General features: G+C 74.4%; 22 protein-coding genes and 2 pseudogenes. 6 read left to right on the forward strand and 18 right to left on the reverse strand.

Features of this window, described 5'->3' with window-relative positions:
• The 3 genes from RH94_RS41875 to RH94_RS01490 form a co-directional block, all read right to left on the reverse strand.
• The coding region (locus tag RH94_RS41875) for an ANTAR domain-containing protein (RefSeq protein ID WP_324614215.1) at nucleotides 1-844 on the reverse strand (844 nt) is incomplete at its 3' end.
• Nucleotides 845-1096: 252 nt separating this feature from the next.
• Nucleotides 1097-1477 carry a hypothetical protein gene (locus RH94_RS01485; protein WP_073945865.1) on the reverse strand — a complete coding sequence of 127 codons (381 nt, stop codon included), beginning with the start codon at nucleotides 1475-1477 and terminating at the stop codon, nucleotides 1097-1099.
• A 309-nt stretch (nucleotides 1478-1786) separates the two neighbouring features.
• On the reverse strand, nucleotides 1787-2719 hold the full coding sequence (locus RH94_RS01490; RefSeq protein WP_073945866.1) for a MurR/RpiR family transcriptional regulator: 933 nt from the start codon (nucleotides 2717-2719) through the stop codon (nucleotides 1787-1789).
• A gap of 160 nt (nucleotides 2720-2879) precedes the next feature.
• On the opposite strand from RH94_RS01490, the gene RH94_RS01495 reads away from it, so the two are divergent.
• Complete coding sequence (locus RH94_RS01495) at nucleotides 2880-3287, forward strand: DUF3662 domain-containing protein (protein WP_073945867.1); 408 nt, start codon at nucleotides 2880-2882, stop codon at nucleotides 3285-3287.
• 99 nt (nucleotides 3288-3386) lie between these two features.
• Here RH94_RS01495 and RH94_RS01500 read toward each other — a convergent pair whose 3' ends face one another.
• Nucleotides 3387-4046, reverse strand: coding sequence for a nucleoside/nucleotide kinase family protein (locus RH94_RS01500; protein ID WP_073945868.1), 660 nt, complete (start codon nucleotides 4044-4046; stop codon nucleotides 3387-3389).
• Nucleotides 4047-4172: 126 nt separating this feature from the next.
• Between RH94_RS01500 and RH94_RS01505 the strand changes: the two genes are divergently transcribed.
• A complete protein-coding gene (locus tag RH94_RS01505; protein WP_073945869.1) occupies nucleotides 4173-4922 on the forward strand; it encodes a beta-phosphoglucomutase family hydrolase in 750 nt (249 codons plus the stop codon).
• The gene (locus RH94_RS01510) at nucleotides 4919-7261 is read left to right on the forward strand and encodes a glycoside hydrolase family 65 protein (protein WP_073945870.1); all 2343 of its coding nucleotides are present in this window, start codon (nucleotides 4919-4921) and stop codon (nucleotides 7259-7261) included. Before RH94_RS01505 ends, RH94_RS01510 begins: the two co-directional genes overlap by 4 nt.
• Before the next feature lie 23 nt (nucleotides 7262-7284).
• Here RH94_RS01510 and RH94_RS01515 read toward each other — a convergent pair whose 3' ends face one another.
• Entirely contained in the window at nucleotides 7285-7668 is a 384-nt protein-coding gene (locus RH94_RS01515) for a BlaI/MecI/CopY family transcriptional regulator (protein ID WP_073945871.1), read from the reverse strand.
• A gap of 167 nt (nucleotides 7669-7835) precedes the next feature.
• Between RH94_RS01515 and RH94_RS01520 the strand changes: the two genes are divergently transcribed.
• Nucleotides 7836-9332, forward strand: coding sequence for a hypothetical protein (locus RH94_RS01520; protein WP_073945872.1), 1497 nt, complete (start codon nucleotides 7836-7838; stop codon nucleotides 9330-9332).
• 58 nt (nucleotides 9333-9390) lie between these two features.
• On the opposite strand, the gene RH94_RS01525 is transcribed toward RH94_RS01520, so the two are convergent.
• Together RH94_RS01525 and RH94_RS01530 are read right to left on the reverse strand one after the other, a co-directional pair.
• Nucleotides 9391-10098 carry a phosphatase PAP2 family protein gene (locus RH94_RS01525; RefSeq protein WP_073945873.1) on the reverse strand — a complete coding sequence of 236 codons (708 nt, stop codon included), beginning with the start codon at nucleotides 10096-10098 and terminating at the stop codon, nucleotides 9391-9393.
• A gap of 5 nt (nucleotides 10099-10103) precedes the next feature.
• Nucleotides 10104-10709, reverse strand: a complete 606-nt coding sequence (locus RH94_RS01530; RefSeq protein ID WP_073945874.1) for a phosphatase PAP2 family protein — start codon at nucleotides 10707-10709, stop codon at nucleotides 10104-10106.
• 226 nt (nucleotides 10710-10935) lie between these two features.
• Between RH94_RS01530 and RH94_RS01535 the strand changes: the two genes are divergently transcribed.
• Nucleotides 10936-11403 (forward strand): DUF5709 domain-containing protein, encoded by a 468-nt coding sequence (locus RH94_RS01535; RefSeq protein WP_073945875.1) that lies wholly within the window; start codon nucleotides 10936-10938, stop codon nucleotides 11401-11403.
• A 56-nt stretch (nucleotides 11404-11459) separates the two neighbouring features.
• Here RH94_RS01535 and RH94_RS01540 read toward each other — a convergent pair whose 3' ends face one another.
• The gene (locus tag RH94_RS01540) at nucleotides 11460-11666 is read right to left on the reverse strand and encodes a hypothetical protein (protein ID WP_073945876.1); all 207 of its coding nucleotides are present in this window, start codon (nucleotides 11664-11666) and stop codon (nucleotides 11460-11462) included.
• A gap of 179 nt (nucleotides 11667-11845) precedes the next feature.
• Here RH94_RS01540 and RH94_RS01545 point away from each other — a divergent pair, with 179 nt between their 5' ends.
• A complete protein-coding gene (locus RH94_RS01545) occupies nucleotides 11846-13690 on the forward strand; it encodes a glycoside hydrolase family 15 protein (protein ID WP_073945877.1) in 1845 nt (614 codons plus the stop codon).
• A 44-nt stretch (nucleotides 13691-13734) separates the two neighbouring features.
• Here the strand turns inward: RH94_RS01545 and RH94_RS41880 are convergent.
• The 10 genes and pseudogenes from RH94_RS41880 to RH94_RS41900 form a co-directional block, all read right to left on the reverse strand.
• On the reverse strand, nucleotides 13735-14379 hold a 645-nt coding region (locus RH94_RS41880; RefSeq protein WP_234425450.1), incomplete at its 5' end, for a SpoIIE family protein phosphatase.
• 1 nt (nucleotide 14380) lies between these two features.
• Nucleotides 14381-14977: pseudogene (locus RH94_RS41885) on the reverse strand (PP2C family protein-serine/threonine phosphatase); the annotation flags it as partial.
• Nucleotides 14978-15170: 193 nt separating this feature from the next.
• Entirely contained in the window at nucleotides 15171-15863 is a 693-nt protein-coding gene (locus tag RH94_RS01555; RefSeq protein ID WP_073945902.1) for a GAF and ANTAR domain-containing protein, read from the reverse strand.
• Between the two features lie 166 nt (nucleotides 15864-16029).
• A complete protein-coding gene (locus RH94_RS01560; protein WP_073945878.1) occupies nucleotides 16030-16893 on the reverse strand; it encodes a fructosamine kinase family protein in 864 nt (287 codons plus the stop codon).
• On the reverse strand, nucleotides 16890-17354 hold the full coding sequence (locus RH94_RS01565) for a low molecular weight protein-tyrosine-phosphatase (RefSeq protein WP_073945879.1): 465 nt from the start codon (nucleotides 17352-17354) through the stop codon (nucleotides 16890-16892). Before RH94_RS01565 ends, RH94_RS01560 begins: the two co-directional genes overlap by 4 nt.
• 40 nt (nucleotides 17355-17394) lie before the next feature.
• A partial coding sequence (locus RH94_RS41890) for a metallophosphoesterase family protein (protein ID WP_234425451.1) occupies nucleotides 17395-17747 on the reverse strand: 353 nt, incomplete at its 5' end.
• 1 nt (nucleotide 17748) lies between these two features.
• Nucleotides 17749-18156 (reverse strand): annotated as a pseudogene (locus tag RH94_RS41895) (metallophosphoesterase family protein); the annotation flags it as partial.
• On the reverse strand, nucleotides 18153-18443 hold the full coding sequence (locus RH94_RS01575; RefSeq protein WP_073945881.1) for a hypothetical protein: 291 nt from the start codon (nucleotides 18441-18443) through the stop codon (nucleotides 18153-18155). The pseudogene RH94_RS41895 and the gene RH94_RS01575, both read right to left, overlap by 4 nt.
• Nucleotides 18440-19072 carry a nucleotidyltransferase family protein gene (locus tag RH94_RS01580; protein ID WP_234425452.1) on the reverse strand — a complete coding sequence of 211 codons (633 nt, stop codon included), beginning with the start codon at nucleotides 19070-19072 and terminating at the stop codon, nucleotides 18440-18442. The genes RH94_RS01575 and RH94_RS01580 overlap by 4 nt, the downstream gene beginning before the upstream one ends.
• Nucleotides 19002-19718 (reverse strand): lipoprotein, encoded by a 717-nt coding sequence (locus RH94_RS41900; protein ID WP_234425453.1) that lies wholly within the window; start codon nucleotides 19716-19718, stop codon nucleotides 19002-19004. The genes RH94_RS01580 and RH94_RS41900 overlap by 71 nt, the downstream gene beginning before the upstream one ends.
• Nucleotides 19719-19772: the final 54 nt, after the last annotated feature.

Raw genomic sequence — 19772 nt, forward strand, 5'->3', positions numbered from 1 at the left:
CGGCGAAGGCGCGCAGCCGGGCGGCGCACAGCCGGGACACGCCGCGCAGCAGCTTCCGGGTGCGCGGGGTGAACGCGCCCGGGCGGTCGCGCAGCACACCGATCGCCACGTCCGCCGAGTCCCCGCCGGGCACGGGCAGCCAGGCGCGCGAGAGCCACCGGGCGCTGGGGTCCCCGATCAGCAGGTACCGCTTCCTGTCCTCCGCGGGGTCCTCCAGCCAGAGCTCCTCGCGGCGGCCGAGGGCGTCCCGGGCGGGGATCCCGCTGACCGGCGGCACCTGCCGCCACTGGCCGGCGAGAGTGTCGTCGATGCCGGCGTGGCCGATCAGCTCCAGCCCGACGGCGGGCAGCTGCCGGTAGATCATCACCGCGTCGGCGCCGACGGGCGCGGCCAGGTGGTCCAGCAGACACCGGGCGAGGTCCTGGGGGGTGGAGACCCGGACCAGGGCCCTGCCGAGCACGGCGAGGACGGCGGAGTCCTTGCCGCCGGCCGCACCGGCGGCGGGCGGGGCCCCGACGGAGGCCGGGGCGACGCCGACGGGCGCGGGGGAGAGTTCGGCGGCCCGGTCCAGCGGGGGCACCAGGCTGCCGAGCATGAGCCAGCACTCCTCCATGAGCGTGCGGTTCGCGGCCTTGGCCCGCTGCACCAGCTCCTCGTGCGCGGTCTCCGGGGAGCAGCCGGTCAGCGCCATCAGCGCCCCCTTGGCCCGTTCCAGGACGGCCGAGGTCGCCGCCAGGTCCTGCAGCCGGTCGAGCTCGGCGCGCTGCCTGGCCACCACCTTGGCGAGCGCCGCCGTATCGGGTACGGCGCCGGCCTCCCCGGGGAAGGCGGGTTCGCTGGTCACGCGACGAGCATCGCACATACCGGGCGGTTGGATCACCGGGTCGCCGGTCCGGATCTGCGCGGGATCCGCGGGCGGGGGCGTGCGGGCCGGGGCCTGCGTGGGGCTGCGCGGGCCGGGTCCGGTGCGGGGGCGTGCGGGCCGGAGTCTGGATGAGGGAGTGTGGGCCGGGGCCGTGCATGGGGTCCTGGGGTCGGGGAGACGCGTGCGGCCGTGCCGGTCGGGTCCGGGCCGTGGCCGTGCGGCCCGGAGGGGTCAGCGCTGGGTGCCGCGCTCCACGAGCGCCTCGGTCACCGCGCGGACACTGCGGGCGATGTGCTGCAGCTGCAGCAGCTCCGCCGCGTACAGCTTGATCGTGTGTTCGATGACCGCCTCGGGCATGCCGAGCCGGGGCAGCTCGGCACGCGCCGTCTGCAGGGCGGTGCGGGCCACCCGGACCTCCTGCTGGACCTGGATCTGCGCATGGCGGGCGAGCAGCACCGGGTGGCGGATCAGCGCGGGGTAGCTGCCGTAGCGTGCCGGCACCAGTTCGCGCAGCCACTTGGCCGCCGAGCGCTCCCAGTCGTAGCTGCCAGGGGTCTTGACCTGGCAGGGCCAGTCCGGGCTGATGCGCGTGGTTGTCAGAGGCATGATCATCGCTTCCGGGTGTGCGGCGTCGGGGAGGGTGGTCCGACGGGGATGGGGCGGCCCCGGCCTAGGGGATGACCGGGGCCACCGCGGGCGCTCGCGCAGGCGATGCCCGACCGGACACCCCGTGCGCCGACGCCGGTGGGAGACGGCGCACGGGGTGCCCGTGTGCGGGGTGGACACGTGCCGAAGCAGTGGAGTGGCCGTGATCCGTGAGAAGTATTTATATATGCCGTTCGCTTTGCAAGACGTATGAAAACATTCATCTCTGCTCTGAACGGCGGCCCTCACCTCGGGTGGTGCTCAGCCCGGGTCCGGTCAGTCCCGGAGGAAGAACTGATGCTGGTCGGCGATCTGTTCGTACTCCTCCAGCCGCGCCTGGGTCCGCTCGGGATCGGCGTCGGTCATGGCCTGCAACAGCGCCGCGCACATCACGCCGGGCGCCGCGTAGGAGTCGAAGACCAGGCGGGAGCCGGCGCCGGTGGCGAAGGTGACGTCGGCCTCGTCGGCGACCGGCCCGAGCGCCAGGTCGGTGATCAGGGCCACCTTGAGTCCGGCGTCGCGGGCGACCCGTACGGCGGCCAGGGTCTCGTGGGAGTGCCGGGGCATGGAGAACGCCAGCACCCAGGTGCCGCCGGCCTCACGGGACTGCAGCAGCGCGTCGTAGGCGACGCTGCCGCCGAGCGTCACCAGCCGCACGTCCGGGTGGACGCGCCGCGCCGCGTAGGCGAAGTACTCGGCGAGCGACATCGAGATGCGCAGGCCGAGTACGGTCAGCGGGGTCGACCGCGACAGCTTGCGGCCGGTGTCGATCACGAGGCCGGGGTCGGCGAAGTCCCGGCGCAGGTTCTCCAGGTTCTCGATCTCCGCGTCGACGGCCGCCTGAAGTGCGTTGCCCCGGTCCTCCTCGGCCGCGCCCGGCCCCCCGGCCAGCGCCCTGAGCGCGATGGACTGGAGCTTCTCGCGCAGCGCGGGGTAGCCGCTGAAGCCGACCGCCGCGGCGAACCGGGTCACCGACGGCTGGCTGACGCCCACCCGGTCCGCCAGTTCCGTGATCGACAAAAACGCCGCCTCGGCGATGTGCTCGATCAGGTACTGGGCGATGCGGCGCTGCCCGGGAGACAGGTGCGGTCCGTCGAAAAGGGCTCTGAGCTGGGACGCCGGGGCGGCCTGGGCGCGCGGCGCCGTCTTCCCCGTCTTCCTCGAGGTGATCGTGGACGCCTGTGCGCGAGCCTGCTGCGGCGATGGCACCGAGGTGCCTCCTTTGTCTCCCACAGACGCCCAACATAGCCCACTCACCGTCATGACCAGGGCGGGCACGCATACGGGCACCCGGCACGGGCACCCGCGGCCGTGGACGAGCCCGTACCGGCACACCGAGAACCGACCGTCCCGGCAGGTGGAAACCGAAATGAGCGCACTCAGCGCCCTGGAACAGGCCCTGGAGAACCGGTGGGAGGCGCTGTGGGCGCGGCTCGCCGGCAAGGAACCGGAGGAACCGGTCGAACTCCTCGACGCGCTGCGCCGCGAGTGCGACGCCAACGCCGTCGTGATCGGCGAGCGGCGGGTCGTGGTACCCAACGCCTACGACGTCGAACTCGCCGACTCCGTGCACGACGAACTGACCCGGAGCGGCAGCCGCGTCGGCCAGGCGCTCACCGACAGCCTGGCCCGGCACGCCGAGCGCCGCGGCTACGAGTGGGCGGGCCCGCTGACCGTGCACATCGCCCGCTCCCGCCAGGTGCCCAACGGCCGTTACCGCGTGGCCTGCCACGTCATGCCGCACGTCAGCGCGGAGGGCTTCCGACGCCCGCCGTAGAAACGGGACTTGCGGCCTCCTCTCGGCCTCGGCGACAGTGGGGCCGGACACGGCCGGCAGCCCGCGCACCCGCCCCGGGGGCGCACGCCGCGGGCCGGCTCACGCCACGCGCCGGCCGGACGGCACGGCCGACTCCGGCACGACCAGGTCCGCGCGGCCCCGGGTCGCCGCCACCAGGTCCGCGTTGCGCTGGTCGGTGCCCAGCACCCAGTCCACCGCCTCCTGGTGCGCCTTGCCGAACTCCTCGTGGCGGGCGACGAGACGGCGGACGCGCTCGTCCTCCGCCAGCTCGCAGAACCACACCTCGTCCAGTTCGCGCCGCACCCGCGCCCAGGGCCCGGTGTCCAGCAGCAGGTAGTTGCCCTCCGTCACGACCAGCCGGGCCGACGGCGGCACCGGGACCGCGCCCGCCAGCGGCTGTTCCAGGACCCGCTCGAAGCCGGGCGCGTACACCGTCTCGTCCCGCTCCCCGCGCAGCCGGCGCAGCAGCGCCGCGTACCCCGCCGCGTCGAAGGTGTCCGGCGCGCCCTTGCGGCCCAGGCGGCCGAGCCGGCCGAGTTCGGCGTCGGCGAGGTGGAAGCCGTCCATCGGGACGTGCGCCGCCCACGGCCCGCCGTCGCCGTTCAGGGCCCGTACCAGATGCCCGGCCAGCGTCGACTTGCCCGAGCCGGGGCTGCCCGCGATGCCGAGGAGCGCGCGGCGCCCGGGGCCGGTCAGGGCCCGGGCACGGGTGAGGAGGTCGTCGAAGGTCAGCTCCACACGCCACAGTGTGGCACCCGGGCGATGACGCATATCGGCATACCGTGGGCATTCGTTGGTCGGAAAGTGCGTCAGATGTGGCACTCGACACCCTCTCGAAACCGCCATGCGGGGAAAGGTGCCTGTATGACACAGCTTGGTCTGCCCGAAGACATCACGGTGTGCCTCTTCGACCTGGACGGGGTGGTCACCAGGACGGCCGTGGTGCACGCGGCCGCCTGGAAGGAGACGTTCGACGCGTTCCTGCGCGAGCGGGACGGCGCGGACTTCCGGCCGTTCGACCCGGTCGCCGACTACGACGAGTACGTCGACGGGCGCCCCCGCGCGGACGGGGTGCGCACCTTCCTGGCCTCCCGCGGCATCCGTCTGCCCGAGGGCGGTCCCGGCGACCCGCCGGACGCGCGGACGGTCAACGGGGTCGGCAACCGCAAGAACGAACTCCTCCTGCGGAAGATCCGCACCGACGGCGTGGAGCCGTACGAAGGCACCCTGCGCTACATCGAGGCCGTCCGGGCCGCGGGCCTGAGGACCGCGATCGTCTCCTCCAGCGCCAACACCCGCGACGTACTGCGCTCCATCGACGCCGAACGCCTCTTCGACGTCCGCGTCGACGGAGTGGTCGCCCGCGAGCGCGGGCTGCCCGGCAAACCCCGCCCCGACACCTTCCTGGCCGCCGCCCACGACCTCGGCGCCGACGCCGAGCAGGCCGCCGTCTTCGAGGACGCGCTGGCCGGCATGGAGGCGGGCCGCTCGGGCCGCTTCGGATACGTCGTCGGCGTCGACCGGGTGGGACAGCGGGACGCCCTGTACGCGCACGGCGCCGACGTGGTCGTCGGGGACCTCGCCGAACTCCTCGCCGCGGGGGGTGCCGCGTGATCACCCACGGTGCGTACGCCGTCGAGCCGTGGACCGTGCGCGAGACGGAACTCAGCCTCGACGTCCTCGCCCAGAGCGAGTCCGTCTTCGCGCTGTCCAACGGGCACGTCGGCTGGCGCGGCAACCTCGACGAGGGCGAACCGCACGGCCTGCCCGGCTCCTACCTCAACGGCGTGTACGAGGTGCACCCGCTGCCGTACGCGGAGGCCGGCTACGGCTACCCCGAGTCGGGCCAGACCATCATCAACGTCACCAACGGCAAGGTGCTGCGGCTGCTCGTCGACGACGAGCCGTTCGACCTGCGCTACGGCCGGCTCGTCTCCCACGAGCGCGTCCTCGACCTGCGCCGCGGGGTGATGGAGCGGACCTGCGAGTGGTGCTCGCCCGCCGGGACCCGGATCCGGGTGCGCGCCACCCGGATGGTCTCCCTCACCCAGCGCTCCATCGCCGCGGTGGCCTACGAGGTGGAGCCGGTCGACTGCCGGGCGCGCGTGGTCGTCCAGTCGGAGCTGGTCGCCAACGAGCAGCTGCCCGAGCCCAACGGAGACCCGCGGGCGGCACTGGCCCTCGAGTCCCCGCTGGAGCCGGAGCAGGACTTCGCCTCCGGTCACCGGCTGCGCCTGGTGCACCGCACCCGGCACAGCGGCCTGCGGGTGGCCGTGGCCGCCGACCACGTCGTCTCCGGCCCCGAGCCCACCACGACCGGCAGCGAGAGCCACCCCGACCTGGCCCGGCTGACGGTCGCCTCCGTCCTGGAGCCGGGGCAGAAGCTGCGGGTGGAGAAGCTCGTCGCCCACGGCTGGTCCGGCGTCCGCTCCCTGCCGGCGATGAGCGACCAGGTGGACGCCGCCCTGGCGGCCGCCGCGCGCGTGGGCTGGACCGGTCTGGCCGACGAACAGCGCGTCTATCTCGACGACTTCTGGGCGCGCGCCGATGTCGAGGTGGACGGCGGCGAGGAGATCCAGCAGGCCGTCCGCTTCGGCCTCTTCCACGTGCTGCAGGCCGGTGCCCGCGCCGAGGAGCGGGCGATCCCGGCCAAGGGGCTGACCGGTTCCGGCTACGACGGGCACGCCTTCTGGGACACCGAGATGTTCGTGCTGCCCGTGCTGACCTACACCTCGCCGGACGCCGTGGCCGAGGCGCTGCGCTGGCGGCAGAACACCCTGCCCGCCGCCCGGGAGCGCGCGGCCCAACTGGGCCTGCGCGGCGCCGCGTTCCCGTGGCGGACCATCGAGGGCCAGGAAGGGTCGGCGTACTGGCCCGCCGGGACGGCCGCCTTCCACGTGAACGCCGCCATCGCGCACGCCGCGGTGCGCCACGTGGCGACGACCGGCGACGAGGACTTCGAACGCGACACCGGGCTCGAACTGCTCGTGGAGACCGCCCGCCTGTGGCGCTCGCTCGGCCACCACGACCACCGCGGCACCTTCCACCTCGACGGCGTCACCGGCCCCGACGAGTACAGCGCGCTCGCCGACGACAACACGTACACCAACCTGATGGCCCGCGCGAACCTGCTGGCCGCCGCCGACGCCGTCGAACGCCACCCGAAGGAGGCCGAACGCCTCGGCGCCGACGACGAGGAGAGCGCCGCCTGGCGGGACGCCGCCGAGGCGATGAACATCCCGTACAACGGCGAACTGGGCGTGCACGAGCAGAGCGCGGGCTTCACCCGCTACCAGCGCTGGGACTTCGCCGGCACCCGCGCCGACCAGTACCCGCTGATGCTGCACTTCCCCTACTTCGACCTGTACCGCAAGCAGGTGATCAAGCAGGCCGACCTGGTGCTGGCGATGTACACCTGCGGCGCCGAGTTCGACGAGGAGCACATCGCCCGCAACTTCGCCTACTACGAGCCGCTGACCGTGCGCGACTCCTCGCTGTCGGCGTGCGTCCAGGCCACCATCGCCGCGCAGGCGGGCCATCTGCGCCTCGCCTACGACTACACGACCGAGGCGGCCCTGATGGACCTGGAGGACCTGGAGCACAACACCCGCGACGGACTGCACATCGCGTCGCTGGCCGGCACCTGGATGGCGTTGGTGGCCGGGTTCGGCGGCACCCGCAGGGTCGGCGAGACGCTGCGGTTCTCGCCGCGGCTGCCGGAGAAGCTCAGCCGCCTCGCCTTCATACTGCAGTTCCGCGGCCGGCGGCTGCGGGTGGAGATCACCCAGCAGAGCGCCACGTACTCACTGGTGGACGGCCCGCCCCTGAGGATCCGTCACCACGGCGCTCCGGTCACGCTCCACCCCGGCGCTCCCGAGACCCGCCCGGTCCCGCCCCCCGCGCACCGGCCCGCCCCGGAACAGCCCCCGCACCGCAAGCCCCACTCCCACTGACCGAGGGGTGCGGACGGCGGCCGTCAGAGGGCGCCACCGGTGAGCAGGTCGCGCAGGGCCCGCTCCTGCTCGGGGCTCAGCCCGGTCACGAACTGCCTCAGGGCGGCGATCGGGTCCGGGCCCCGGCCCAGGGCGTCGTGCATCGCCTGCGCGGTCAGCTCCGCCGCGTTCTTCGTGGGCCGGTAGGCGCCCCGCCGTCCGTTCACGTCGCGCAGTACCAGGCCCTTGTCGTAGAGGCGCTTGAGGATGGTGTGCACGGTGTTGTAGGCCAGGCCGCCGCCGATCTCCAGCTGGATCTCGGACGGCGTCAGCGGCCGCTCCGTGCCCCACAGAGCGGCGAGGACCTCGCTCTCCAGCTCGCCCGAGCTGCGCCGTTCCGCCCTGCCGTGAGGCCCTCTGCCAGCCATGCCCTCAACCTTACAGTGCGTAGGGAAATCAGGCGTTCGGCGGTGTCCCGCCCGCGAGCGGGCGCATCGCGGGATAGTTTGTTCCTGTTTTCCGCTTCCCGTTCTCCGCTGGTGTTTCTCTCGATGTCTCTTCGGCGTTCCTGGTGCGTGCAGGGTGAGGGGTGGAGATGGCCGACAGTACGCACGCCATACTCACCGGGGCGCGACGGTCCGGGCCGCAGCCCGGTTCCCGCCGCGGTCCCCGGATCCGCGGCGACGTCCTCGTCGCGGTGGTGGCCGCGGCCTTCACCCTCGCCCAGCTCCTCCTGGTCCGTCCCGGCATGGGCCTCGGCTGGGACGAGACCGTCTACGTCAGCCAGGTCGGCCCGCACGCACCGGCCGCCTTCTTCAGCGCCCCGCGCGCCCGTGGCGTCCCGCTGCTCGTCGCACCGGTCGCCTCCTGGTCGTCGTCCACCGCGCTGCTGCGCGTCTACCTCGCGGTGCTCTCCGGCCTCGCCCTGTACCTGGCCCTGCGCGTGTGGCGGCACGCCTTCCCCTCCGGCGTCCTGGCCCTCGCCGGCGCCCTGTTCGCCTCCCTGTGGGTGACGCTGTTCTACGGCCCGCAGGCGATGCCCAACTACTGGGTCGCCATCGGCGCCCTGACCTGCGCGGGCTGTTTCCTGCGCGTACGGCCCGGCCGGCGCGACCGCGCCGCGCTGTGGGGCCTGGCCGGGGGCGCCGCTCTCATGGCGTTGATGCGCCCCATGGACGCGGTCTGGGCCGTCCTCCCGCTGCTCGCGCTCGCCGTGCTCAAACGCCGCCGGCCGCCGCTCGCCGCGCTGCTCGCCGGACTGGTGGCCGGCTCCGCCGAGTGGGTGATCGAGGCCTACGCCGGCTACGGCGGCCTGCTGAAGCGGCTGTCCGACGGCTCGGCCATCCAGGGCGGCCTGGGCTGGCACTTCGCCGTGGTCGACCAACTGCGCAGCCTGGGCGGGCGCACCCTGTGCCGCCCGTGCACCGGCGCGGTGCCCAACCCGGCCGTCACCGCCTGGTGGTACGTCCTGCCACTGCTCGCCCTGCTGGGCCTCGCCGTGGCCCTGCGCGCCCGGCGGACCCCGCCCACCCTGGTGGCACTGGCCTGCGCCGCCACGGCCGCCTTCCCGTACCTGTTCCTGATCGGATACGCGGCCCCCCGCTTCCTGCTGCCCGCCTACGCCCTGCTCGCGATCCCGGTCGCCGACGCCCTCGTCCACCTCGTCAGGGCACCCGGCGGCCGGTGGCGGCCCCTGGCCCTGTCCCTGGTCGCCCTCGGCCTCGCCGGGCACCTGGCCGTGCAGTACGCCGTCCTCGCGCACACCGTCCAGCGCACCACCGCCGCCCGCCGGGCCTGGTCCGCCACCGCCGCCGACCTGCACCGCCTCGGTGTGCGCCCGCCCTGTCTCCTCACCGGCGAGAACGCCGTCCCGATCGCCTTCTACACCGGCTGCGGCTCCGCAGCGACCGACGGCCACAACGCCAACACCACCCGGGCGGTCATCGAACGGACCGCCCGGCGCCTGCCGGTCGCCGCCCTCACCACCCCCGACGGCACCCCGCCCGCCTACGCCCGCACCTGGCCCTCCCACCGGTCCGGCGACCTGCGCCTGTACATCGCGCCCCGGACGCGCGAGAGCACCGGTCCCTGACGATCCCGCCGCCCGCCGCCACGCCCACGGTGATCCGCCGGAGGGCGGCGCGACCGCGTCAGGCGGAGTGCGACCGCTCGTGTGCCGGTCCCCCGGCCGCCGCCGTCAGGCCGGTCACCAGACGGGCGGGCAGCCACCGGGCCGCCGCGCACAGGCACACCCCGAGCCAGCCGACGGCGAACAGCCAGCCGCCGATCACGTCGGTGAACCAGTGCACCCCGAGATACACCCGGGTCAGCCCCACCAGAGCGCCCCAGCAGCCGACGACGAGACAGATCGCCGTACGGCCGCGCGGGGCGCGTACGGCGATCGCCACGATCACCAGCCCGGCGGCGAGCGCGGAAGTGGTGGCGTGCCCGGACGGGAACGACCAGCGCGAGGCGTGGGTCAACCAGTCCTCCCGGGGCGGGCGCGGGCGGGCGATCAGCTCGAGCACGCCGTAGCGCACCATCTGGCCCGCCGCCAGGCAGGTCACGCACAGGGCCGCCGCGACCACACGCTGCCGGGCCGTGCGGCCGACGACGAGGCCGGCCACCACGACGAACAGGTACGGGAAGGCGCCCGTGCCGGTCGCGGTCAGCCCGCGGGCCACGGCCACCGCCACCTCCGGGCGGTGGCCGACGGACCAGGACAGCAGGGTGCTGTCCACGGACAGCGGGGCGCCGTCGCCGACGACCACCAGGGCGAGCACGGCGAACGCCGCCCACGCGCCGAGTCCGACGCCGCCCGCGAGGTCGGCGGTGTTCCCGCGCCGGGGGAGCCTCATGACACTCACGACCCCACCAGCAGCGGTCGCAGCCGCGTCGCGGTCAGGCACCGGGCGGCCCCCTCGGGCCGGCGCACCAGCGCCTTCATCGCGATGAGGGCCGACAGGGCGCCGGCCACGAGCCCGGCCGCCACGTCGTGCGGATAGTGCACGCCCACCCAGACCCGGGAGAGGGCCATCGCCGCCGCGGCCACGCACGCGACCGCGGCCAGGCGGCGGGAGACGAAGAACAGCGCCACCGCGGCCGCGGCGGCGATCGCCGCGTGATTGCTGGGGAAGGACCAGTCGGTACGGGCAGGACAGGCCTCCAGGGTGACCACGTGCAGTGCGCGACAGGGCCGTACCTCGCGCACGAGCAGCTTCACCACCGTGTTCACGGCGTAGGCGGCCACCACGACGAACGGCACCGCCAGAGCCGTGAGCGCCGCCGCGGCGCCCACCCGGCGCGCCCGCCACCAGCCCACCAGCATCAGCACCGCGAACACGGCGAGGCCGTACGCCGACCACACCACCACCGTGCCGTCGAGCCAGGCGGGGGAGCGGCGGGCCAGGTCCACCACGCCGGTGTAGACGGGACCGTCGACCGACGGGCCCGACAGGGCGGGGATCATCCACATGCCTCCTTCGGGCCGGCGGACGCGCGGCGGCGGCGCCGACCGAGTGACTACAGATCTGTAGACCGACCACCGAACTGTAGACGACAACGACTCCCGGAGCGTTCCCGTGGTCGCCCCGACGGGTGAACCGGCCCGGGTCACCGGCGGGTGATTGGGACGGGCCCCGCGGGAAACGCGGACCACGACACGCCGACGCCCCAGTCGCCAGGAGGAGGAACCCGTGAGCACCGATCCGATGGCCGACGACGCCTATCAGCCCACCGGGGGCAACGAGGAACAGGAGGACGCCGCGCCACTGGACATGCAGAACGCGGTGGGCGAGCGGACCTACGACGACACCCTCGACGAGGGGTACTCCCCGCCGGAGAAGCCCCTGGGCGTCACCAAGTACGGCACGACGGCCGCCGAACAGCACCAGGGCGAGAGCCTCGACCAGCGGCTGGCCCAGGAGCAGCCCGACGTGGAGGAGCCGCAGGGCGACGCCGTGGGCGACCTGCCCGGCGGCGAGGGCGAACCGGTCGACCCCGAGGCGGGCACGGACCGCGCCGGCCGCCTCGTCGCCCCGGACGAGGGCGCCCACACCGACACCACCAAGGAGGAGATCGCCGCCGACAAGGGCGTCGACGCGGGAGCCGCCGGCGCGGAGGAGGCCGCCGTACACGTCGTCGACGACGACACGCTGCCCTGATCGGCCAGTACGGCGGGAAGGGGCCGGAGCTCCAGAGCTCCGGCCCCTTCCCGGCCCTAGGGCAGCAGCTTGTCCAGGGCGGCCGGACCCTCCGTTTCGAGCTTGCGCCTGGCCCACTCCAGATTGCGCGGGGTGATGTCGCGGCCCGCGGCCAGCACCACGTCCTCGGGGGAGACGTCGGTGCCGGTACGGGCGTGAAGGACGTGGTCGGGGGTGCAACGGTCCCCCGAAGAACGGGATGCATCGGGCTGTGACGTCGACATGTGTCCTCCTCGGGTCCGGCCGGCTCCCCGCTCGGGCCCGGGTCCGGATGCGGCCCCGTGCCGCGGGAAGCGGGACCTTCTCCCACGATTGCCCGCCGGGCCGCACCCCGCATCCGGAAGGACCCACCGCCAGCTCCTAAGCTGGAAGAACCGGAAGAACCGGAAGGGAGGCAGCCGCGATGGCCGACACCCGAAGCCGGCGGCCCGGGCCGGGCACCCCCCGCTACGTGCCGATTGCCGACCACGGTCTGATCGGTGACCTGCGCACCGTCGCCCTCGTCGGCACCGACGGCACGATCGACTGGTACTGCTGCCCCTCCTTCGACGCCCCGAGCGTCTTCGCCTCCGTCCTGGACGCCGAGCGCGGCGGCCGCTTCGAACTCGCCGCGGCCGAGGCGGCCCGCACCAAGCAGTTCTACTTCCCCGACACCAACGTGCTGATCACCCGGTTCTTCACCGAGGACGGCGTCGGCGAGGTACAGGACTTCATGCCGGTGACCGGCGACCACCAGGAATCCGCCGAGGCCGAGCGGCACCGGCTCATCCGCCGGGTGCTGTGCGTACGCGGCACCCTGGCGTTCCGGGCCCGGGTGGCGCCCCGCTTCCACTACGGCGCCGACCCGCACACGGTCCGCATGGAGGGCCGCACCGTCCTGTTCGAGTCCGCGGAACTCTCCCTCTCCCTGACGGCCACCGTGCCCCTGGAGACCGACGGACCGGACCTGCGGGCGGAGTTCAAGCTCGCCGAGGGCGAGTCGGCCGTCTTCGCCCTGGACCAGGTGGGCGGCTCCGTGGCCCCGCGGCGGTGCGCCCACGCCGAGGCCGAGGAGCAGTTCTGCGCCACGGTCGCCTACTGGCGCCGCTGGCTCGCCCAGTCCCGCTACCGCGGCCGCTGGCGGGAGATGGTCCACCGCTCCGCCCTCACCCTGAAGCTGCTCACCTACGCCCCGACCGGCGCCATCGTCGCCGCGCCCACCACGAGCCTGCCCGAGCGGATCGGCGGTGAGCGCAACTGGGACTACCGCTACGTCTGGGTGCGCGACGCCGCGTTCGCCGTCTACGCGCTGCTGCGGCTCGGCTTCGCCGGCGAGGCCGAGGCGTTCATGCGGTTCCTGACCCGGCACATCAGCCCCGGCGACGGCAGGGGCACCGGCCCGCTGCAGATCATGTACGGCATCGACGGCCGCACCGACCTGCCCGAGCGGGAACTCACCCACCTGGAGGGACACCTCGGCTCCGCCCCCGTACGGGTCGGCAACGCCGCCGCCGACCAGCTCCAGCTCGACATCTACGGCGCCCTGATCGACTCCATCTACCTCTACGACAAGTGGGCCCAGCCGATCTCCAGCGCCCAGTGGGACGACGTGTCCGCGCTCGTGGAATGGGTCTGCGAGAACTGGGACCAGCCCGACGAGGGCGTCTGGGAGACCCGGGGCGGCAGGAAGAACTTCCTGTACTCCCGCCTGATGTGCTGGGTGGCCGTCGAACGCGCCATCCGGCTGGCCAACCGCCGCGGCCTGCCCGCCGACCTGCTGAGCTGGCGGCGGAGCCGGGACGCCATCTACCGCCGCATCATGGACCGCGGCTGGTCCGCGGCACGGCAGGCCTTCGTGCAGTACGAGGACGGGGACGTGCTCGACGCCGCCGTACTGATGATGCCGCTGGCGAAGTTCATCGCGCCCACCGACCCCAAGTGGCTGTCCACCCTGGACGCGCTGACCGAGGACCTGGTCTCCGACTCGCTCGTCTACCGCTACGACCCGCAGGCCAGCCCCGACGGACTGCGCGGCGACGAGGGCACGTTCTCCATCTGCTCGTTCTGGTACGTCGAGGCCCTCACCCGGGCCGGCCGCCTCGACGAGGCCCGCCTCGCCTTCGAGAAGATGCTCACCTACGCCAACCACCTCGGCCTGTACGCCGAGGAGATCGGCCCCACCGGCGAGCAGCAGGGCAACTTCCCGCAGGCCTTCACCCACCTGTCGCTGATCAGCGCCGCCTACAACCTCGACCGCGCCCTGGGCTGACCCCGCGTGCCGCCGGAAGGAACCGCCGCGCCCGCGCCCGTGCGTCAGCCGGCGCGGTCGCCGTCCGGTGCCGGGAGGGGAAGGGGCTGCTCGGCCCGGATCACCTTCCCGGTGGGGGTGTAGCGGGTGCCCCACCGCCCGGTCATCTGCGCGACGAGGAACAGCCCGCGGCCGCCCTCGTCCGTGTCGGCCGCATGGCGCAGGTGCGGTGAGGTGCTGCCGCTGTCGAAGACCTCGCAGATCAGGGCGCGGTCGCGCAGCACCCGCACCCGGATGGGCCCGGCACCGTAGCGGATCGCGTTGGTGACCAGCTCGCTGAGGATCAGCTCGGTGGTGAACGTCAGCTCCTGAAGCCCCCACCGGTCCAGCCGCCGGCTCATCGCGGCGCGCACGTCCCCGACGGCCGCGGGGCCGCCCGGCACCTCCCACTCGGCGACCCGCTCGGGACCCAGGGCCCGGGTACGGGCGACGAGCAGCGCGATGTCGTCGCCCGGCCGGAACGGCTGCCGGACGTCCAGCACGGCCCGGCACGTCTCCTCGGGCGACTCGCCGGCCGAGGCCAGCGCCGTGCGCAGCTCCTCCAGACCGGTGTCGATGTCCCGCTCCCGGTCCTCCACCAGCCCGTCGGTGTACAGCACCAGCCGGCTCCCCTCCGCGAGCTCCAGCACGGCCGTCTCGAACGGCAGCCCNCCCGCCCAGTCCGAGCGGGGGACCGGCGGGCACGTCGGGGAACGTCCCGCAGCCGTCCGGCGCGATCACGGCGGGCGGCGGATGGCCGGCGCGGGCCACGGCACAGCGCCGGGAGACCGGATCGTAGATCGCGTACAGGCAGGTCGCACCGGTCACGGGGACGCCGGCGCTGTCCGCCCGCTCGTCCTGGTCGATGCGGACGACCAGCTCGTCCAGCAGTCCGAGCAGCTCCTCGGGCGGCAGGTCCAGGGCGGAGAAGTTGCTGACCGCGGTCCGCAGCCGCCCCATCGTGGCCGCGGCGTGCAGCCCGCGCCCGACCACGTCCCCGACGACGAGCGCGACCCGCGCCCCGGACAGCGGCAGTACGTCGAACCAGTCCCCGCCCACGCCCGCCTGCGCGGGCAGATAGCGGTAGGCGATGTCCAGGGCCTGCTGCTCGGGCAGACCGCGCGGCAGCAGGCTGCGCTGCAGGGCGACCACCAGCCCGTGCTCGCGGGTGTAGCGGCGGGCGTTGTCGATGGAGACCGCGGCCCGCGCGACCAGCTCCTCGGCCAGGGCCAGTTCCCCGGCGTCGAAGGGCTCCTCCTCGCGCGCCCGCCGGGCAGGACCGGGCGCGGGCCGGGGGCGCCGGCCGCTGGAACGGCGGGTCGGCCGAGTACCGGTTCGCCCCGGGAGTCGGACCATGTGCCATGTCTACACTGCCGCCTCCGCCGAGGCGAGGGGCCGCCACGCGCCCGGCCCGCCGGGGCCGTCGGTGTGCGGAGCCCGGGTGGGCGGTCGTCCGGCCGTGTCAGCTCTGCTTGCGGGCCCCGGAACGGATGTTCTGGGCCACGTCGCGGAGTTTGACGTTGTGGTGCTGGGAGATGCGGCGCAGGACGGCGAAGGCGTCGTCCTCGCTCAGACGGTGGCGTTCGCGCAGGATACCCATGGCCTCGCCGATGGCGTGCCGGGTCTCCAGCGCGTGTTCGAGCTGGTCGACGGTCCGGGCGCCGGCCAGGGCGACGGCGGCGTGCGAGGCGAGCAGCCAGCCGGCCGTCTCGCTGTCCGGGGTGAAGGCACCGGGGCGGCTGGAGTAGAGGTTGAGGGCACCGAAGTCGTCGTCGTGGGTGTACAGCAGGAAGCCCATCATGCTGCCGACGCCCAGCTCACGGGCGGCCGGCGCGTACCGCGACCAGTCCGGCTGCGGCTGCGTGAGGTCCGCGATGCGGAACAGCCGGTCCTCGTTGGCCCGCCGGGCGGCGTCGAAGCAGGGCCCCTCGCCCAGCTCTCCCTGCAGCCGGTCGGACTCCACCACCATGTCCGCGGTCGTGGCCAGGGTCACGGCACGCCCCTTGCGCAGGGCCAGGATCCCGGAGGCCTCGCACCCCTCGATCAGCTCGACGGCCGCCTGGACGATCTCGTCGAGCGTCTCCTGGGCGGACTCCTGCGCCAGCAGGCGCCGGGCGAGCAGGGCCATCTGTTCGGCGAACTCGCGCCAGTCCATCCGCACCCGCCCTTCTCCCCGCCACGCGCACCCGTGCGGGGGTGGCATCGCCCGCAGCCTCCGGCACTGGCAGCCTACCGCGCACCCGCACGCGTACCGCGCAGCACCGATCATGGCTCCCGGCACGCCGATGCCCCGGCCCGGCCGGTCGAGGACGGTGCGCGGGTCACCGGCCGGCGCCGCGGGCCGCCGCGACCGCCTGTCCGGCGTATCCGCGTCCGAACAGCACCGTGTGCACCAGCAGCGGGAACAGCTGGTGCAGTCCGATGCGGTCGGCCCAGCCGTCGGCGAGCGGCGCGGCCTCCCGGTAGCCGTCGAGCACGCGGTCCAGGTGCGGGCAGCCGAACAGGCGGAGCATCGCCAGGTCCGTCTCCCGGTGCCCGCCGTGCGCGGCCGGGTCGATCAGCCGGACCTCGCCGTCCGCGCCCCACAGCACGTTGCCGTTCCACAGGTCGCCGTGGAGTCGCGCGGGCGGTTCGGCGGGGCCGGCGAGCTCGGGCAGCCGGTCCAGGGCGCGTTCGATCACGGCCGTCTCGGCGGGCCGCAGGGTGCCGTCGTCGACCGCGCGGCGCAGATAGGGCAGCACCCGGTGCTCGGCGTACCAGCGCGGCCAGTCGGTGCCGGGGACGTTGCGCATCGGCGCGAGCCCGATGTACGCCTCCGCCGGTCCGCCGGGCGGCGGGGCGCCGAACGCGGGTGCCCCGGCTGCGTGCAGGGCGGCCAGGCCGCGGCCGAACCGGACCGCGGCTCGCGGGCTCGGCCGGCCCTGCGGCACCCGGTCGGTGACCAGCCAGCGCCGGTCGTGGCCGTGCACCGCCGGGACCCGCACCGTGCCCGTCCCGGCGAGCCAGCGCAGTCCCGCGGCCTCGGCGCACACCGCCCCCGGGGCGTCGCCGCGCTTGACCACGACCACCCGTCCGTCGTCGAGCGTCACCTCGGTGAGGGCCCCGGACAGCGGGCTCCGGCCGGTCACCGGCCGGCCGGTCAGCCGGGCGGCCGCGGCGCCCGGACCGTCGGCGGTGCCGGTCATGCGGCGAGGCGCTCGCGCACCCAGGCGAGCAGACCGGGCGCCGCGGCCTCGATCATGCCCAGCACCTCGTCGAAGCCCTCCGGGCCGCCGTAGTACGGGTCGGGCACGTCGAGGTCGCCGGTCGCGTCGGGGTCGAAGGAGCGCAGCAGCCGCACCCGGGAGGGGTCGTCGACAAGTCGCCGCAGTGCCTTCTCGTGACCGCCGTCCAGGGCCAGGAGCAGATCGGCGTCCAGGTGCTCGGCCCCGACCTGCGCGGCCACGTGCTCGACCGGATAGCCGTGCCGGGCCAGCACCTCACCGGCCCGCCCGTCGATGGCCTCTCCCACGTGCCAGGGGCCGATGCCGGCGCTGGTGACCCGCACCGCGTCCCCGAGCCCCTCACGGCGCAGATGCTCGGCGAACACCAGCGCGGCGGACGGCGAGCGGCAGATGTTCCCGCTGCAGACGAAACAGATGTGCACGGCCCCCAGCGTACGGGCCCCTGCCCCGGCGGAGACCGGGTCAGCCGGACCGCTCGCCGGGCGCGCCGGCCGCCACCGGTTCCCGAGCGTGCACGTGGTAGACGTGGAAGGCCCGCCCGATGACCGGCTGGGCGACATTGCGCACCCGGACGCCGCCGCTGGTCATGCCGTTCTCCGTGCCGGCGTGCGCGTGGCCGTGCACGGCGAGGTCGGCGCCGGCCGTGTCGATCGCCTCGGCCAGCAGGTAGCTGCCGAGGAACGGGTAGATCTCGGGCGGCTCACCGGCGAGCGTCTCCGGCACGGGGGAGTAGTGGGTCAGCGCGATCCGCACGTCGCACCCCTGCTCGCCCAGCCGCTCCAGCGCCGTACGCAGTCCGTCCGCGCAGCGGCGGGNCCGGACGAACTCCTTCATCAGCGGCTCGCCGAACTCGCCCGCGCAGCGGCCGACGAAGCCGCCGCCGAACCCCTTGGTGCCGGCGACGCCGACGCGCGCCCCGCCGCAGGGCACGACGACACCGCGTCCCTCCAGGACCTGGGCGCCGGCGTCCTCCAGGACGGCGGTGACCTCCTCGGGCCGTTCGTCGTGGTGGTCGTGGTTGCCGAGGACGGCCACGACCGGCACCGGCAGGTCCCGGATCTCCCGCGCCACCACCCGGGCCTCCTCCGGCGTGCCGTGCCGGGTGAGGTCCCCTGCCAGCAGCAGGACGTCGGCGCACTCGGGCAGCGTGTCGAACGCGGGCCGGAGCGTGCCCTGGCTCTCGGGCGCCATGTGGATGTCCCCGACGGCTGCTATCCGGATCATGCGAGGTCCTCCACGTGGTCGGGGGAGGAGGCGTCGGCGACGACGACGTCGCAGTGGACCCGGTGGCCGACCAGTTCCTCGTCGACGACGCGGCAGATCTCGTCCCGGCAGTGGGTGGTGGGAACGGTGCCGGTCAGCAGCACCGCCTCGCCGCGCACCTCCAGCCGCACCCCCAGTTCGGCCAGGGGGCCGGCGGCGATCCGCTCCTTGAGACGGGCGACGCGGTACTCCAGGTTGTCGCCGGCGCCCGGAGCGCCGGACGACCGCTCTGCGCCGTGGTTGCTCATGGCTGCTCCTTCTGCGGGGCGATGACGTTCAGGCGTTCGAGAAGGAAGAAGAAGGCGGCGGGCATGGGCTCGTCCCCGCAGTCCCGCCGGACGCGGCCCCAGTCGACCTTCTCCCGCAGCGCACGGGCGACGGGCAGCACGGCCCCGAAGTCGCAGTGGTGTTCGGAGAAGGCGCCGATCAGGCTCCACAGCAGGTCGGTCGGTGAGAGGACGGGCATGCGCACCGAGTCGACCGGCAGCTCCTCGGCCCGGGCGAGCATCTCCAGGGAGACGGGCCGGTGGGCCAGTTCGAAGATGATGTCGACGTCCTGGTCGAAGCACTTGGCCTTGATCAGCCAGTCCTCGGGCGGGGCGTGGACGGTCAGGCCGCCCTCGCGCAGCGTGTCGGCGACCTCTTCGGCGTCGGCGGGCCGTACGCAGAAGTCGGCGTCGTGCTGCAGGTTCTCGCTGCCGCCGTGGGCGTAGGCGGCCACGCTTCCGGCCAGTGCGAACGCGTGCCCCTTCCGCTTCAGCAGGGCGCCGACCTGCTTGGCCGCCTCCAGGATGGCCTGGTTGCGGTCACGGGGCAGGTGCCGGTCCTGCGGCTCGGACCCGTGGGGCGCCGGCTGCCCGCCCCCGCCCGCCGCCAGACGAAGACCGGGGGATCCCGCTGGCCGGGCGGGAGCCGCGTCGCCTCCGTTGCGCGTCATGACCACTCCCCTCACCGCACCGGACGGTCGGCCGTCCCGGCCGGGCAGGGCGGCCTCCGTGCCCCGGTCGGGTACCCGCCGCGCCCGCTCCGACACGGTGTGAGCGGTCCTCCGCGGCGGGCCGAGTGCCGCTCAGGCGGTGCGCGGGGTCCTCTCGGCGAGTTCGTGGGCGGGGGAGCATCCGCTGGTGCTCCCCGGTGTCCGGGCCGCCCAGGTGCAGGACGCCCTGGCCCGCGGGGGTGTCGACGGTCAGGGCGCGTTCCTGCTTCGACTCGTCCGGGATCCCGCTCGTGCGGACGTACTCGACCTCGGCGCCCTCGAACCCGCCCGCACGGAACGGGCGGTACTTCTCCTCGCTCACGGCGCCCTCGGCGGCCACGAAGGCCCGCAGCACCGTACGCGCGTCACCCGCGTCCGGGACGCCGGTCCGCACGTGCGGGAAGCCGATGTTCCCGGCTGCCCTGGCGCCGATCTCGCACCCGGCGGTCACCGGGCCCTGGCGCAGGAGCGCGTCGGCGGCCTCCTCGGCGGCGGGGGAGCCCCCGGCCCTCCGATCCACGGCCCCGGCCTCCCAGCCCGCGGCGATGTCGAAGGTGACGGGAAGCCCGCGGGCCGAACCGCGGGCGCCGACGCGTCACTC

Source organism: Streptomyces kebangsaanensis (assembly GCF_001906585.1).
In the GTDB taxonomy this organism is placed as follows: domain Bacteria; phylum Actinomycetota; class Actinomycetes; order Streptomycetales; family Streptomycetaceae; genus Streptomyces; species Streptomyces kebangsaanensis.